The sequence below is a fragment of the Bradyrhizobium sp. CCBAU 65884 genome, assembly GCF_028128835.1.
Taxonomy (GTDB): Bacteria; Pseudomonadota; Alphaproteobacteria; order Rhizobiales; family Xanthobacteraceae; genus Bradyrhizobium; species Bradyrhizobium ottawaense.
On record NZ_LBJU01000116.1, the window covers coordinates 148954 to 162908 of the forward strand.

Genomic DNA, 13955 nt, shown 5'->3' on the forward strand with positions numbered 1-13955 from the left:
CAATGGAATCAACAACATTCCAGGAGGGCGCGCAAGCCTCGGAACAGCTTCATGGGGCCGTCATCGCGGCTTCCTTATAATCGCCATGGTCGGTTCCGCCATCTAGGCGCGGGTGGGCGCCGATCCTCCTCGCAGGCCCCAGGGCAACCTCAGGGGATGCGGGAAAGACCGGCAGGATTTGTCCTGATTTGAACCGGAGGATTTTCGATGAGCTTCAGATCGAACGACACTGCGATCGACGAGATCGTGGCGAGCTGCAACGGCGATCTGCGCGGTGCCCTGCGGGCGCTGCTGCTGATCAACGAGCACCTGGAATCGGAGCTTGCAAAGGCTTACGCCGCAGCCGCCGATCGCGGCCTGGTCGAGCGCGGCGGCAACGCTCTGCACTAAAGTGCGGTGGACCGCACTTTAGGCTCTCTATCGAGCATGATCTCGTCGGAAAACCGCTGCACACTTTTCGCGAACGCGGCCCTTCGGGTCCGGATCATGCTTGGCACGCAGACTAGTTCGCTCCGTCCTCGTCCTTTTCCTCGTCCGGGGTAAGTGCGGGACAGGCGCGGATCGTCGAACGGGCAAGCTTGGCATCGGCCCTCGACTTGTAGGGACCGTCGCCGAACCAGATATCGCCGATGATGACCGGATTGCTGGTCACGATGTTGCATTTTCCGGTGGCGCGGTTGCCGACCACCCAGAAAAGTCCGTCGGCGAAGCTCACCGTCCCCGACGCGAGCAGCAAGCTACCCGCAAAGATCAAACGCTTCATGGCTTTTGCTCCTGCCATGCAGGTAGGCCCCTGGCGGCGCCGGCAATAGTCCTCACGATGCCGCGCTTCCAATCGTGGTTAACCCACGTAAGGCGCCATCGCTCGGAAGATGATCAAACTATCCGCTATTGCGCGAGCACGATCCTCCCGAACTATTCCGGATCGTACTCTAGATATCGCGGCCTTCGACCTTCTCGGTCAGCGCCTTGACCTGGTCGGGAATCTTTTCGAGGTGCGGATTGACGGCGAGCGCCTTGCGATAGGCCTCGAGCGCGCGCTTCTCGTCGCCGACCTCCTGCATGATCATGCCGAGGCCCGCGAGCGCGCCGAAATGGCGCGGCTCCCGGATCAGCACCTGCTGGATATCCGCGAGCGAACGGCCATAGTCATTCTGCATGTAGTAGAGCGTGGCGCGCCGGTTCCAGGCCTCGATATAGTCGGGCCTCAGCTTGATGACCGAATCCAGCAGCTTGATCGCGACCTCGATCTTCTTGGCGTCGACCGCGGTCTTGGCGCGGGCCATCAACAGCGCGGCGGTGTCGCTCGGGGTCTGGAGCCAGATTGCCCAGATCCGCGCCTCGACATGCTTGGCGCTGGCCTCGTCGGGCGCCGCCTTCAACGCGCCGAACAGGAATTCGAGATTCTTGTTGCGATCGACCTTGGGCAGCTTGGCCGGCGCTTCCGGGAGCTTCTTCTGCTTGCCGGGTGGATCAACCTGCTGTGCCAGGGCCGGAGCAAGGCCGGAGGTTCCCAGCACAAGGGCCAGACACAAGGTGCGCGCGAAGAGGAATCTCACTGCCATGGTCGAAGTCTAAACGCGCAAAGCCGCCCTTGCAAAGCAAAGGCGGCGTCAAACTCGTGTGAGACCGTGGTCTTGCGGGGCGCGCGCGGGCGTCCGGCAGGGCAATATCAGCCCTGACGAGCCTTGAAGCGGCGCTGCACCTTGTTGATCACATAGACCCGGCCCTTGCGGCGGACCAGGCGGTTGGCGCGATGGCGACCGCGCAGCGATTTCAGCGAGTTACGGACCTTCATGGCGGAATCCTGAACGTTCGAAAGGCCGTGTTCGGCACTACCGTTTCGGCACGCGCGAATGTGGCAAAATGAGATTTTTCCCGCCGGCGGACGACCGCCCGGGACGGGGCGGTTCTTAAGGCATGGCGGGAGGTGATGTCAATGTTAACTGCCCGGTTCCGAACCGGCAAATTCGCGAAAACAACCCCATGCACAGTCGAAGCGGCCGAATCGGCCCGATTCATCGCTGGGGAATCAGACCTTTCGACGACGCCTTGTCGACGACGCCTTGCCAAATTCGTTATATGATATAATCAATTCGGCAACCCGTCGGGAGGAAACCCATGCCGAAGCTGAAGCTGCCCAACATTGACGATGTCGTCGCCATCGACATCCACACCCACGCCGAGGAGCCCTGCGGCTGCCACCCCGACGACGGCTATGACGATTTCCAGGCGCAGATGGCGGAATACTTCAAGTCGCCGAACAAGCATCCGCCGACGGTGCAGGAGACCGCGGCCTATTACCGCTCCAAGAACATCGCCGCGGTGATCTTCCCGGTCGACGCCGAGCGCGAGACCGGCTTCCGCCGCTACAACAATTACGAGATGATCGAGGCCGCTTCCGACCATCTCGACGTCCTCATCCCCTTCGTCTCGATCGACCCGCACAAGGGCAAGCTCGGCGCGCGCGAGGCGCGCAAGCTGATCGAGGAATACGGGGTGCGCGGCTTCAAATTCCACCCGACCATGCAGGGCTTCTACGCCAACGACCGCATGGCCTATCCGCTCTACGAGGAGATCAACAATGGCGGCGCGGTTGCGCTGTTCCACACCGGCCAGACCGGCGTCGGCTCGGGCATGCCCGGCGGCATGGGGATGCGGCTGAAATATTCCAACCCGATGTACATGGACGACGTCGCGGCTGATTTCCCCGACCTCAAGATCATCCTCGCGCATCCCTCCTTCCCCTGGCAGGAAGAGGCGCTGTCGGTCGCGACCCACAAGCCGAACGTCTATATCGACCTGTCCGGCTGGTCGCCGAAGTACTTCCCGCCGATCCTGGTGCGCTACATCAACTCGATTCTGCAGGACAAGATGCTGTTCGGCTCGGACTGGCCGGTCATCACGCCCGACCGCTGGCTGTCGGACTTCGCCAAGATCGAGATCCGCGACGAGATCCGGCCGAAGGTGCTCAAGGCCAACGCGCGAAAACTGCTGGGGATCTGAAGCGCTTCTCATCAGCGCCGCGCATGAGGGCTTCGGGTAACCGAAGCCCTCATGCTCAAATCTCTCAGATCTGAGCGAGGCCTCCGTCGACGAACACCTCGCTGCCGGTCATGAAGCTGCTGTCCGACGAAGCCAGGAACGCGGCGACTGCGCCCGTCTCCGACGGGGCTGCCACGCGACCGAGCGGCGTCGTGCTTCCAAGCGCGTCGAAGGCTTCCTCTCCGACGATCTCCAGTGCCAGCTCCGTCTTGGTCGGCCCCGGCGACAGCACATTGACGCGGATGCCGGTGCCGCGCAGATCCTGCGCCCAACTCCGCGCCAGATTGCGAACCGCGGCCTTGGTCGCGCTGTAGATGCTGAACTGCGGCGTCCCCATCACGCCCGTGCTCGAACCGGTCAGGATGATCGACGATCCCTTCGTCATCAGGGGCAGGGCCTTCTGCACCGTGAAAACCAGTCCCTTCACATTGACGTCGAAGATGTGATCGTAATGCTCGACCGTGATCTCGCCGAGCGGGGCGAATAGTCCGGTGCCGGCATTGGCGAACAGAATGTCGAGCCCGCCGCGTTCTTTCTTCACCGTCTCATAGAGCCGGTCGAGGTCGGCCAGATCCGTCACCGAGCCCCTGACGGCGCGCGCCGAGGATCCGAGCTTCGCCACGGCGGCGTCGAGCTGCTCCTGCCGCCGCCCGAAGATGTAGACGAACGCGCCTTCGTCGATGAACCGTTTCGCCGCTCCAAATCCGATGCCGGTGCCGCCGCCGGTCACCACTGCCGTCTTGCCTTGTAGTCTGCTCATGATGTGCTCCTTCACTGAGGTTGCACTGAGCTGGCGGCATACCCACCTATCGACAAGTATGCACCTTTTGGTAAGTACCCAAAAAAATGTCAGACACGACTTTCCCGCCTGCGCAGTCTCCAACACCGGTCCAGAGCTGCACGCCGACTCTGCCCGGCTTCACCTGCGGCTTAGATGCAACCTTGCGGGTCGTCGCCGGCAAGTGGAAGCCGCTGATCCTGTACTTCGTCGCCCAGGACGGCCCGACCCGCTACGGCGAGCTCCGCCGCGCCATCCGCGACGTCAGCGACAAGGTACTGATCCAGCAGTTGAAGGAGCTGGAGGCTGACGGTCTCGTGAAGCGGACCGACTACAGGGAAGTGCCCCCGCGGGTCGACTACAGCCTCACTCCCTTGGGTCACAGCCTGGCCCAGGCTCTCGTGCCGCTCTGCACGTGGGGCACCGAGCACATGGCGGAGGTCAGCCAGGTCTTCGCCGAGCGCGCGACCTGGCCGCGGCGAGGACGTCAGCCGACTGGCTAGCTTGAATGGTTGCATCGAACGCCATGCAACCTCTACCTCTGCGTCTGCTTCCTCTTAAAACGGTTGTTCAGACAGTTGGCTGGCGAACAATATTTGCGGTGTTTTGCAAAAGCCGAACCGTCCATGGCGCAACTGCCGGTGGGACATTGTCCGTTGTCAGAGCTCATCTTGGCTGCTGGACTGTGCACCTGAGCCCTCGCTTCGACCGCAAACACCAGCGGAAACATCACAACAAAAAGAACTGCAAAAATCCTCGACATCACCCGGCCCCCTCGTTTCAGTGTCAAGTCAGACTTTACCCAAGAATTTGAACTGAGAAAGCAAATCGATCATTGAGAGCATACGCTTTGCGCCTCGACCGTGGAACGACTCCATCCATTTGAGCCGATGCGAGTTCGAAACGCGACTGCGCCGACGATAGCCTGACCACGAGCAACCTTCATTTTTCTCCGCCTTGGTGATTCAGCACGTCGGCTGCCGACTGCACCAGATCTTGGCTCTTTGCGGATCCATCTGCTGGATAGCCCTTGCATAACATCCCGTGATGGGGCCCATGCATTTCTGGTAGGTGCCGTTAGATAGAGCCGCATCAGCGCGCGTGACGGCGGAGGACGAAGAGGGTCTTGCTTCGCGGTGCTGCAGCTCTGGCTTTTTCTTTGCTTCAGGCGATGCTCCCTTCTTCTCGCACTCATTCTCGTCGTTCAGGACGTAGCCCTTGCGGCAGGTGATTTTCGTGCAGCGGTCCCCCTCTGCGCGGTAGCCGTTCTCGCAAGTCAGCGGACAGATTCGCCCGCCCTTGTTTCTGACGGCGTCCAGCGCGTCGGTAGTGGCGACGCTCACATTCAGTTTCATGCCAGCGTGCTTGTTGAAGAGGTCGAGGGCTTTCTGCGAGGGCTCACCCCAAACGCCGTCGACAACGCCCACATTGCATCCCACGCGACGTAGCTCGGCTTGCAGCGCGCGAGCTGTGTCGGCACTGATCTGCTCCGTCTCGACGGGAGGTGGTAGAGCAGCGACTTGCTGGTTCTTTTCTCGCGAGGCATTCTCTCGAGTTGCGAGTTCCCGCGCCGCGTTCTCCTGGGCCGTCAGACGAGCTCTTTCAGCGGCAGCAGCCTTGTCCTGCTCGACCTGCTTGACCTTCTCGGCAGCGATGCGGGCCTCTTCAGCTGCCTTGGCAGCCGCAGCTGCTTTTTCTATCTCGAACTGTCTTGCACCTTCTGCGGCAAGTCGAACCCTCTCCTGCTCCGCTAGCCTCGCCTTTTCAGCGGCAGCTGCCCGCGCCTCTTCTGCAGCGATTTTTTTCGCGTGCGCTCTCGCAAGGTTGGCATAGAAACCATCCGGATATTGAGACAGAAAGGCTTCCCAGCCATCGCGGGTGCCGAGTTGCAGCGCCAGTTCGTAGTCCCTTCGGATTGCCGTCTGCGGATCCGCCTGCGGTCCTGTTGGTGACGGCGCCGCCACTGCCGGGACAAGCGATAGATCATCGCCTCCAAGTGAGCCGTAGAGGTATGGCTCTTGCCGGTTGGCGGTAGACTTCAAAACTTCGTCGCGGACGTAACCAAAAGCCTTTCGCAGATCCAGGCCCGGCTTGGTGACGTGGTGAACCATCGCCGCCGTGAACGGACTATTCTTGCCGTCACCATCCAGCGCTGTTGAACCTGCCTTCGATGCGAAGGCAATCAGGGTGTTGGGGCCTGACGGTTCTACCTTTGCGAGGCCGCGCCCAATCGCCCTGGAAGCGAGGGTCCGCTTCATCACCTTCGAGAACGGGCTGTCACGGCATGCGTCAAGAACCACCAGCCGCAGCTTTTTCGCAGGCTCGATAGCGACCAACACCCGATCCAGCGACATTGCCTCGTCATAAATGTCAGTGTCACGTTCGAGGACAGCATCGATCGGGACGAGATAATTGACCCCATCAACCTCGATGCCATGACCTGCATAGTAAACGACCGCAACCTCGGCATCGCGGGACTGTTCGATAAAGTCCCGCAGCGCCCGCCTCATATCGGCTACTTTCAGGTCATGACGCAGGTCGACAAGATCGAAGCCGGCAGCCTTCAAGGTTTCCGCCACGAGTGCAGCGTCGCTGGAAGGATTGCCGAGCCGCGCGACCTTTTCATAAGCCGAGTTACCGATCACCAGCGCCACGCGACGCTCGGCCTGCGCCGAACCGCAGGTCAGCCAGATGAAAAAGAATAATGAAAACCAGCGAAGAGCGCCCATTGTAGGCCCCGATCAAAGTGTGCGCAGCCTACGTCGAGCCTGATGAAAGGCAAGCATTGGCTCTGTGATGCTGATCACACTTCGATGCCGTGCCTGCAGTTTGGCAAACTTCCGCTGTGCCTTGGTAAGCTGACGACAACGCGTACTCCCCCAAGCGGAGTTCTTGTGCCCACAACGATCCCGGAAGGACAGCCGATGACCATCAAAGCCGTCGTCTTCGACGCCTACGGAACGCTCTACGACATCCAGTCGGTGGCTGAGGTCACCGAGGATGCGTTTCCCGGCTATGGCGAGATCATCACGCAGGTCTGGCGCATCAAGCAGCTCGAATACACCTGGTTGCGCTCGCTGATGCAGCGCTACCAGGATTTCACCGCGGTCACCCGCGACTCGCTGGCCTATACGCTGCGCGTGCTCGGGCTGGCCTATGAGAGCGAGGCGTTCGAGCGCGTCATCGAGAAATATCTGCATCTCGACCTCTATCCGGACGCGACAAGCGCGCTTGCAGCGCTCAAGCCGCGTAAGCTCGCTATCCTCTCCAACGGCAGCCCGGACATGCTGAATGCACTGGTGCGCAATTCCGGCCTCGATCGTCTGCTCGATGCCACCATCAGCGTCGATGCCAAGAAGATCTTCAAGCCGAGCCCGGAGGCCTACTTGCTGATCGGGGAAGTGCTCGGCACCGCACCGAGCGAGACTCTGTTCGTGTCCTCCAATCCATGGGACGTGGCGGGAGCAAAGTCGTTCGGCCTGAACGTCGCCTGGATCGAGCGGGTGACACCGGAAGCGATGGCGCTGGCTTGCGTCGAGAACGAACTCATGGCACCGCTCACCATGTTCAAGGCGATCCGCACCCAGATGGACGAGCTTGGCTTTGCGCCGGACCACCGCGTCCGCGCGCTCTCCGAGCTGCCAATGATTGCTTAGGCATCGCCGCCCGCAAAGTCTGAAATGAGCTGCCCGGAATGAGCCTGGAATCCGTTCGCGCCTTTTTCGCCGAGAAAGCCCCCGACATCACAGTGATGGAATCGCCGATCAGCTCGGCCACGGTGCCGCTGGCGGCCGAAGCCTACGGGGTCGAGCCCGGAATGATTGCCAAGACGCTGAGCTTGCGCGTCGGCGAACGCGTGATCCTGATCGTCGCCGCCGGCACCTCGCGCATGGACAACAAGAAGGTCAAGGCGCAGTTCGGCGGCAAGCCGAAGATGCTGGGGCTGGAGGAGGTCGCCGACATCACCGGCCATGAGGTCGGCGGCGTCTGCCCGTTCGGGCTGAAGTCGCCGCTGCCGATCTATTGCGACGTCTCCCTGAAGGCTTTCGACGTCGTGGTCCCGGCCGCCGGCTCGACCCACAGCGCGGTGCGCATCACGCCCGACCGGATGGCCGAGCTGACCGCCGCCGAATGGGTCGATGTCTGCGAGGTCCGGCCGTAAGGCGGCACCGGATACGATCCCTGATGCATTTGCCGATCAGGGAGGCTAGCATGGCGCCGATGACCGACGACAAGGTGAAACGACGACTGACCACCGTGCTGTGCGCTGACGTGTACGGCTATTCTCGTCTCATGGAAGCGGATGAGACCGGAACGCTGGAGACGCTCCGCCGCTACCGCACCGCCATCGCGCGATTGGTCGAGCGCCATGACGGCCGCATCGTGAATACCTGGGGCGATGCCGTGATCGCCGAGTTCGCCAGCGTCGTCGAGGCCGTGCAATGCGCGGTCGAGATTCAGCAGGAAATCTCTAGTCAGGCTGCGGACGCGCCTCAGGCGAGCCCGATGCGGTTTCGCATCGGCATCAACCTCGGCGATGTGATGGTGGACGGCTCCGACATCTATGGCGACGGGGTCAATATCGCATCGCGGCTGCAAGAGCTCGCTGAGCCCGGCGGCGTCGTGATCTCGAGCTCCGTCTACGACCAGGTGCACAACAAATTGTCGGTTGGCTTCGACTGTCTCGGCCAGCGTCCCCTGAAGAACATCGCGCCCCTGACCAGCTATCGGCTGACCCTGGGTAGCCAAACGGCGGTGCCGGGAAGCGTCCCGATCGAGGCAAGCGCAACGCCCTCAGAGCGAGCGCGTGCTCCGCGGATGGACGACAGGCGCGAGCTGTCTTCGGCGACGAATGTCGTCTCGGATTGGCTCGCAAAGCTGCCCCGCCCGCTGGCAGCGGCCCTCACGGTGTCGGCCTTCCTGATTCTGATCAATCTTTTCACTGGCAACAAGATCTGGTTCCATTGGCCGGTCGCAGCCATTCTCTTCGGTGTCGTCCTGCGGATGGTGCTTGGACAACCTGAATCGGACAGCAAGACCGAGCGCTGACCCGGCGGCACGACCGCATCGTCGCGCCTCGCGCTGCGCAATTTTCCGGATCCTGCTCTCTTCAGAGCCTAATCGTCGTAATCGTCATAGGGACGCTGCGGAGGTGGCGGCGGCGCATTGTTATAGCGCGGCGGCGGTGCGGCGCGATTGCGCGGGACCTGCTGCTGCGGCGGCATCTGGTTGTTGGACTGGAACACGGCGCGGCAGCCGCTCGACAGCTGCGGCGTGTTCTGCTGCAGGCAGGCGGTGATCCGGCTCACGTCCGGAATCTGGTCGCTGCACAGACGCCAGACGTCCGGCGTACATGCCATCTGCTGTTCCATGGTGCCGCGATATTCCTGGGCGAATGCAGCGCCCTGCGCGACGATGCCGCCGACCGCGAGCGCCACACCCAGCGCAATCCGCTCTGTTCGCATGTCCCGATCCTTCTCGATTCCAGTCGATTTTCATCAATCAATGAGGCAGGACCCGGTTCTGAACCAACAACAAAATGTGAAAATGGCTTCGGACCCAATTCACCCCAAATATCGGGTTGCCCGCAACGTCATCCCCTGCGCTGTTGTCCACTTGCCCGGACGACATGCGGCGCCACGGTCCGTGGCACCGCCGCAACAGGGCCAGCGCAAACCGGCGGGCTTGCGCCTTTGGCCATAGGGCATTTCGCATAACGCCAAGAACCGCGGCGACGGCCCCGCTAGCAATTGCGCTGGAATGAGGGAATCCGTCGATGCCGACTGCAATACCGGCCTGTGCGCAAAACACCACAACGGCCGCCATCCTGCGTAACAGGCTGCTCGTGACTGCGGCGCTGGCGCCGCTGGTGCTTGCCGCGCTGCCCGTCCTTACAACCGTCCCGGCGCTCGCGGCCTGCACTGTGGCCGGCACCGGCACGATTGGCGCGCTCAATTCGGGCGATGTCGCGACCTGCACCGGCCTCGGCAACACCGACCACATCAACGCCACCGGCGGCAGCAACGTCACGGTCAACGTCGGCGACGGTACCTTGACGTCGCTCCTGCCGGGCGCCGGGATTCCCGCGATCGTGTTCGACGGCACCATCGCTTCGCATGTCACCGTCAACGATCAGGCGACAGCTTCGACCTACAGCGGAGCCGTGCTGCTCTCCAACGGATCAAGCCACAACAATGTGACGATCGCGGCTGGCGGGATCGCGGAAGGTACGGGCAACGCCGAAGCGGCCATCGTCATCGACAATTCGAACAGCAATCTCGTCAACATTCGCGGGACGGTCGTCGGCACCGGAGGAAACACGACGGGACTGCGGATCAGCGGCACGTCCAGCGACAATGTCGTCCTTGTCTATCAGGGTGGATCGATCGGCGGCGGCCATACCGGCGTGCAGCTCATTGCCGGCGGCAATACCCTCATCAATGGCGGCACGATTTCGGGCGGCTTCTTCATCGCCATCCAGGGCTCTTCCGGCACCGACACTGTCCTCAATGCCGGAACCATCTCCGGCGGCGGCAGCGGAGCGATCGACCTGTCCGGAGGCGATGACCTGCTGGGCCTCGCCCCGGGCTCGACGATCACCGGAAATGTTCGCGGCGGGACCGGCACCGACACGCTGAACCTTGGCAGCAGCGGCAGCGCCTCGTTCGATCTCGGCAATCTCGGAGCCGGCCTTCAATTCGACGAGTTCGAGCAACTGACAAAGACCGGCACCTCGGTCTGGACGCTGACCGGCACCACCGCCTTCAACGGAGCCACCACGGTGGACGCGGGCGGCCTGATCGTGAACGGCACGCTGCCATCGGTCGTCACCGTTAACGGCGGCTATCTCGGCGGCACCGGCACGGTCGGCGGCATCGTCGTCAACAATGGCGGCATGGTCGTTTCAGGCAATTCGATCGGGACCCTCAACGTCAGCGGCAACGTGACCTTCAACGCCGGCTCGACCTTTCAGGTCGAGATCAATCCCGGCGGCCAGTCCGACAAGATCGCGGCGACCGGGACGGCGACGCTCAATGGCGGCACGGTGCAGATCGTGCCGCTCGGCGCGGGCTTCCTCGCCAACACCCAATATACGATCCTGACCGCGACCGGCGGCGTCACCGGCACGTTCGCGACGCTCACGACCTCGGGCAGCCCGCTGGTCTCGGGGCAACTCAGCTACGATGCCAACAATGTCTACTTCCTTCTGCAACAGATCGGCGGCTTCGGAACGCTGTCGGGCCTGACCCCGAACCAGACGGCGGTGGCCGGCGCGCTGGATCAGGCGCAGTCCGGCGGCGCATCCGGTCCGCTCGGCACCGCGATCAATACGCTCGCCGCGCTCAATACATCAGGCATCAAGGCCGGCCTCGACGATCTCGCCGGGCAGATTCACGCCGACGGTCGCCGCTTCACCGCGGACCAGGCCGACATGTTCCAGAGCTTCATGTGGAACGCCGGCACGCAGTCGCGCGGCGAGAGCGTGCGGATGTCAGCCACAGCTTACGCCGAGGCGCCGGCGGACCCGATCGGCAAGGCGCTGCGGGGTCGCCGCGCTGCACCGGTGCAGAGCGTCTGGTTCGGCGGCTACGGAAATTGGGACAAGGTGGCGGCGAGCAACATTGCTTTCGGGACCAGCACGGCCGTTGGCGGCGCGGCCCTCGGCGCCGATCTCTGGAACCTGCCGGGCTTCACGGCCGGCCTTGCGATCGGCGCATCGACCGGTCAGTTGCGCATGGCGGGCCGGGCCGACCGCATCGACGCCAATGCCGGCCATGCCGGCTTCTACGCACGCGGTGAAGCGGGAGGATTCAATCTCGCATCCGCCATCAGCTATTCCTTCGCGGCGCTGGAATCCTCCCGCACGATCTCGTTCCTGGGACAGACTGCAACGGCTTCCTCGCGGGCGAATACCTTTGCCGCGTCGTTCGGCATCGCACGTCCCTTCGAGACCGGATGGGGTTTTGCGGCCGAGCCGTTCGCCAAGGCCGACTGGTATTCAACGCGCCAGGGCAGCTTCTCCGAGACCGGCGCGCCCGGCGTCAATCAGCTGGTGCGCGCCGGCAGCTTCGACGTCGGCTACGGCACGGCCGGCTTGCGCACCCATCACCGCATGATGATGCCGAACGGTCACGCGGCGCAGTTCGGCGCGACCCTTGCCGTACGCCATGAGTTTTCCGGCAACGCAGCAACCATTACCGCTGCGCTCGAAGGCGCGCCCGGCATTCCGTTCGCGATCACCGGCGTCGAGCGCGCGCGCACGGTGGCGCTCACCGGTGCCGAGATCCGATGGGACCTCACGGCCGCGACATCGTTCAAGGCATCCTACGAGGGCGCGTTCGCGCCGGGATATGACCGGCATACCCTTCGGGGCGTTGTCCGCAGCGAATTCTAAAGCATGATCCAAAAAGTGCGCAGCGGTTTTCCGAAAGATCATGCTTAAACAGACAACTTGAAGCGAAGCCCTACTCCACCTTGCCGATCTTCTTCACCGCCGCGATCAGCCGCTTGCTGTTGGTCGCGACGAATTCGGCGAAGGCCGGCGCATCCTGATAGGCGACGAGGCTGCCCGAGGTTTCGAAGGCCTTGAGCACCTCGGGACTCGCCATCACCTGTGCCATCGCCTCGCGCAGGCGGGTCGCGATCGGCGCGGGAAGAGAGCTCTGTGCGAACAGCCCGGCCCAGATATACATCTCGACGTCCTTGTAGCCGAGCTCCTGGAAGGTCGGCACATCGGGAAAGCTCGTGATGCGCTGGGCGCCGCAATTGCCGAGCACGCGGAGCTTGCCGTCGTCGACCTGCGGCTTCAGCGTCCCCGGCGCGGCGGCGATCGCCTGCACGGTCCCACCGAGGATTGCGGTGAGCGCGGGACCGGCGCCACGGAACGGCACGTGCAGCAGCTTGATGCCGGCGCTGTTGGCGAACATCTCCATCGCCACATGCAGCGTGCCGTAAGGGCCTGACGAGCCGTAGGTGATCTGACCCGGCCGCTTCTTCGCGTCCTCGACGAAATCCTGCGCCGTTTTCCATGGCGCGGAGGCCGGCACCGCCAGCAGCGTGGGATCGGCGAGCACGCGCGCGATCGGCATGAACTGCGAGACCTCGTAAGCGACGGGACGGTCGAACAGCCGGTCGGCCTCGGGGAGCACCGCGAGCGAGGACAGCGTCATCAGCAGCGTGTAGCCATCGGGCTCGGCGCGTGCCGCCGCGGCATTGCCGACCGAGCCGCCGCCGCCTCCGGCACGGTTGTCGACGATGACGGCCTTGCCGAGGATCCGCTCCAGCGCCATCGCCACCGGCCGCGCGGCGAGATCGGCCTGTCCGCCCGCGGGAAACGGCACGATCATGGTGATGTTGCGGGCGGGGTAGCTTTGCGCGAAGGCCGGTCCGGGTAACGCAGCGCGCAGCAACGGCAGTGCAGCAGCGGCGCGCAGGACGTCGCGTCGATCCATGGCAGGTCCCTCTCCCGAATTTTCTTGTTTCGCACCCAGCCTAGCGCCGCGATCGGCAAGAACAAGACGTTTACGAAGCGTTAGCCATGTTCGGCCGGGCCCGGAACGCATGCCTGGAGCCGCTGTTGCCCTCTTGAGGGAGTTCGTGATGCCAAACATTGGAACCATCGATGTCGCCCTGGACGAGATGCTGGTGAATCTCGCCGCGATCGTTCTGCGGCTTGCAAGGCCCGAAGTGACGCGTACGCCGGAAGCGCGCCGCGCATTGGCGCAATCGGTCCATCAATATGCGGTTTGTGCGAAGCGTTCGAGAGACCCTCGCGTTCACGAATTGAAGTCGCAGCTGGAAGAAACGCTGAAGCCAAGCCTGCGTATCGTCGCGATCGACGGCGTGAAGGTAGCGTAGGCGAAGCCGTGGGCACGCTCCGCTTTGCCCACCCTACGATAGTTTTCCAGCGAGCTGCCGTAGGGTGGGCAAAGGCGCGCTCTTCGCGCGCCGTGCCCACGATCACTCTCCGAAATGTCCTGCGATGTCCCGCATATCCCCTCCCCGACCCAAAGGAAGAGTGCCTCCCTGTGCGCGCCGATATCGAGACACTTGTGATCCCCTCGGGCGAAGACGTGGGCACGCTTCGCTTTGCCCACCCTTGTATTAGCGCGCCGGATTAGAATGGCCTGGG

15 protein-coding genes are annotated in these 13955 nt (G+C 63.0%); 8 read left to right on the top strand and 7 right to left on the bottom strand.

Annotated features, from left to right (window positions below; genetic code table 11):
• Positions 1-207: 207 nt before the first annotated feature.
• A complete protein-coding gene (locus tag XI03_RS18565) occupies positions 208-390 on the top strand; it encodes a hypothetical protein (RefSeq protein WP_152103589.1) in 183 nt (60 codons plus the stop codon).
• A 112-nt stretch (positions 391-502) separates the two neighbouring features.
• Here the strand turns inward: XI03_RS18565 and XI03_RS18570 are convergent, their stop codons facing one another.
• From XI03_RS18570 to ykgO, 3 genes are all read right to left on the bottom strand, one after another.
• Entirely contained in the window at positions 503-763 is a 261-nt protein-coding gene (locus XI03_RS18570) for a hypothetical protein (protein WP_028140081.1), read from the bottom strand.
• 169 nt (positions 764-932) lie between these two features.
• On the bottom strand, positions 933-1565 hold the full coding sequence (locus XI03_RS18575; RefSeq protein ID WP_038947517.1) for a tetratricopeptide repeat protein: 633 nt from the start codon (positions 1563-1565) through the stop codon (positions 933-935).
• 107 nt (positions 1566-1672) lie between these two features.
• On the bottom strand, positions 1673-1798 hold the full coding sequence (gene ykgO / locus XI03_RS18580; protein ID WP_006611362.1) for a type B 50S ribosomal protein L36: 126 nt from the start codon (positions 1796-1798) through the stop codon (positions 1673-1675).
• A 323-nt stretch (positions 1799-2121) separates the two neighbouring features.
• On the opposite strand from ykgO, the gene XI03_RS18585 reads away from it, so the two are divergent.
• Positions 2122-3006 carry an amidohydrolase family protein gene (locus XI03_RS18585; RefSeq protein WP_271592886.1) on the top strand — a complete coding sequence of 295 codons (885 nt, stop codon included), beginning with the start codon at positions 2122-2124 and terminating at the stop codon, positions 3004-3006.
• Between the two features lie 64 nt (positions 3007-3070).
• Here XI03_RS18585 and XI03_RS18590 read toward each other — a convergent pair whose 3' ends face one another.
• The gene (locus XI03_RS18590) at positions 3071-3805 is read right to left on the bottom strand and encodes an SDR family NAD(P)-dependent oxidoreductase (protein ID WP_028140078.1); all 735 of its coding nucleotides are present in this window, start codon (positions 3803-3805) and stop codon (positions 3071-3073) included.
• A gap of 86 nt (positions 3806-3891) precedes the next feature.
• On the opposite strand from XI03_RS18590, the gene XI03_RS18595 reads away from it, so the two are divergent.
• Positions 3892-4326 carry a winged helix-turn-helix transcriptional regulator gene (locus XI03_RS18595; protein ID WP_271592887.1) on the top strand — a complete coding sequence of 145 codons (435 nt, stop codon included), beginning with the start codon at positions 3892-3894 and terminating at the stop codon, positions 4324-4326.
• Positions 4327-4788: 462 nt separating this feature from the next.
• On the opposite strand, the gene XI03_RS18600 is transcribed toward XI03_RS18595, so the two are convergent.
• Complete coding sequence (locus tag XI03_RS18600; protein WP_271592888.1) at positions 4789-6552, bottom strand: caspase family protein; 1764 nt, start codon at positions 6550-6552, stop codon at positions 4789-4791.
• A 195-nt stretch (positions 6553-6747) separates the two neighbouring features.
• On the opposite strand from XI03_RS18600, the gene XI03_RS18605 reads away from it, so the two are divergent.
• The 3 genes from XI03_RS18605 to XI03_RS18615 are packed head-to-tail and all read left to right on the top strand — an operon-like array spanning position 6748 to position 8872.
• Positions 6748-7479, top strand: coding sequence for a haloacid dehalogenase type II (locus XI03_RS18605; RefSeq protein ID WP_028140076.1), 732 nt, complete (start codon positions 6748-6750; stop codon positions 7477-7479).
• A gap of 38 nt (positions 7480-7517) precedes the next feature.
• A complete protein-coding gene (locus XI03_RS18610; protein WP_028140075.1) occupies positions 7518-7985 on the top strand; it encodes a YbaK/EbsC family protein in 468 nt (155 codons plus the stop codon).
• Positions 7986-8044: 59 nt separating this feature from the next.
• Entirely contained in the window at positions 8045-8872 is an 828-nt protein-coding gene (locus tag XI03_RS18615; RefSeq protein ID WP_028140074.1) for an adenylate/guanylate cyclase domain-containing protein, read from the top strand.
• A 68-nt stretch (positions 8873-8940) separates the two neighbouring features.
• Here XI03_RS18615 and XI03_RS18620 read toward each other — a convergent pair whose 3' ends face one another.
• Complete coding sequence (locus XI03_RS18620) at positions 8941-9288, bottom strand: hypothetical protein (protein WP_028140073.1); 348 nt, start codon at positions 9286-9288, stop codon at positions 8941-8943.
• A 311-nt stretch (positions 9289-9599) separates the two neighbouring features.
• Between XI03_RS18620 and XI03_RS18625 the strand changes: the two genes are divergently transcribed.
• Entirely contained in the window at positions 9600-12218 is a 2619-nt protein-coding gene (locus XI03_RS18625) for an autotransporter outer membrane beta-barrel domain-containing protein (RefSeq protein ID WP_271592889.1), read from the top strand.
• 70 nt (positions 12219-12288) lie between these two features.
• On the opposite strand, the gene XI03_RS18630 is transcribed toward XI03_RS18625, so the two are convergent.
• Positions 12289-13275 (bottom strand): tripartite tricarboxylate transporter substrate binding protein, encoded by a 987-nt coding sequence (locus XI03_RS18630; protein ID WP_271592890.1) that lies wholly within the window; start codon positions 13273-13275, stop codon positions 12289-12291.
• Positions 13276-13423: 148 nt separating this feature from the next.
• On the opposite strand from XI03_RS18630, the gene XI03_RS18635 reads away from it, so the two are divergent.
• On the top strand, positions 13424-13681 hold the full coding sequence (locus tag XI03_RS18635) for a hypothetical protein (protein ID WP_038947524.1): 258 nt from the start codon (positions 13424-13426) through the stop codon (positions 13679-13681).
• Positions 13682-13955: the final 274 nt, after the last annotated feature.

Excerpts from the sequence above, each read along its gene's own strand:
- XI03_RS18565 (WP_152103589.1), top strand. The coding sequence starts at position 208 with ATGAGCTTCAGATCGAACGACACTGCGATCGACGAGATCGTGGCGAGC.
- XI03_RS18570 (WP_028140081.1), bottom strand. The coding sequence starts at position 763 with ATGAAGCGTTTGATCTTTGCGGGTAGCTTGCTGCTCGCGTCGGGGACG.
- XI03_RS18575 (WP_038947517.1), bottom strand. The coding sequence starts at position 1,565 with ATGGCAGTGAGATTCCTCTTCGCGCGCACCTTGTGTCTGGCCCTTGTG.
- ykgO (WP_006611362.1), bottom strand. The coding sequence starts at position 1,798 with ATGAAGGTCCGTAACTCGCTGAAATCGCTGCGCGGTCGCCATCGCGCC.
- XI03_RS18585 (WP_271592886.1), top strand. The coding sequence starts at position 2,122 with ATGCCGAAGCTGAAGCTGCCCAACATTGACGATGTCGTCGCCATCGAC.
- XI03_RS18590 (WP_028140078.1), bottom strand. The coding sequence starts at position 3,805 with ATGAGCAGACTACAAGGCAAGACGGCAGTGGTGACCGGCGGCGGCACC.
- XI03_RS18595 (WP_271592887.1), top strand. The coding sequence starts at position 3,892 with ATGTCAGACACGACTTTCCCGCCTGCGCAGTCTCCAACACCGGTCCAG.
- XI03_RS18600 (WP_271592888.1), bottom strand. The coding sequence starts at position 6,552 with ATGGGCGCTCTTCGCTGGTTTTCATTATTCTTTTTCATCTGGCTGACC.
- XI03_RS18605 (WP_028140076.1), top strand. The coding sequence starts at position 6,748 with ATGACCATCAAAGCCGTCGTCTTCGACGCCTACGGAACGCTCTACGAC.
- XI03_RS18610 (WP_028140075.1), top strand. The coding sequence starts at position 7,518 with ATGAGCCTGGAATCCGTTCGCGCCTTTTTCGCCGAGAAAGCCCCCGAC.
- XI03_RS18615 (WP_028140074.1), top strand. The coding sequence starts at position 8,045 with ATGACCGACGACAAGGTGAAACGACGACTGACCACCGTGCTGTGCGCT.
- XI03_RS18620 (WP_028140073.1), bottom strand. The coding sequence starts at position 9,288 with ATGCGAACAGAGCGGATTGCGCTGGGTGTGGCGCTCGCGGTCGGCGGC.
- XI03_RS18625 (WP_271592889.1), top strand. The coding sequence starts at position 9,600 with ATGCCGACTGCAATACCGGCCTGTGCGCAAAACACCACAACGGCCGCC.
- XI03_RS18630 (WP_271592890.1), bottom strand. The coding sequence starts at position 13,275 with ATGGATCGACGCGACGTCCTGCGCGCCGCTGCTGCACTGCCGTTGCTG.
- XI03_RS18635 (WP_038947524.1), top strand. The coding sequence starts at position 13,424 with ATGCCAAACATTGGAACCATCGATGTCGCCCTGGACGAGATGCTGGTG.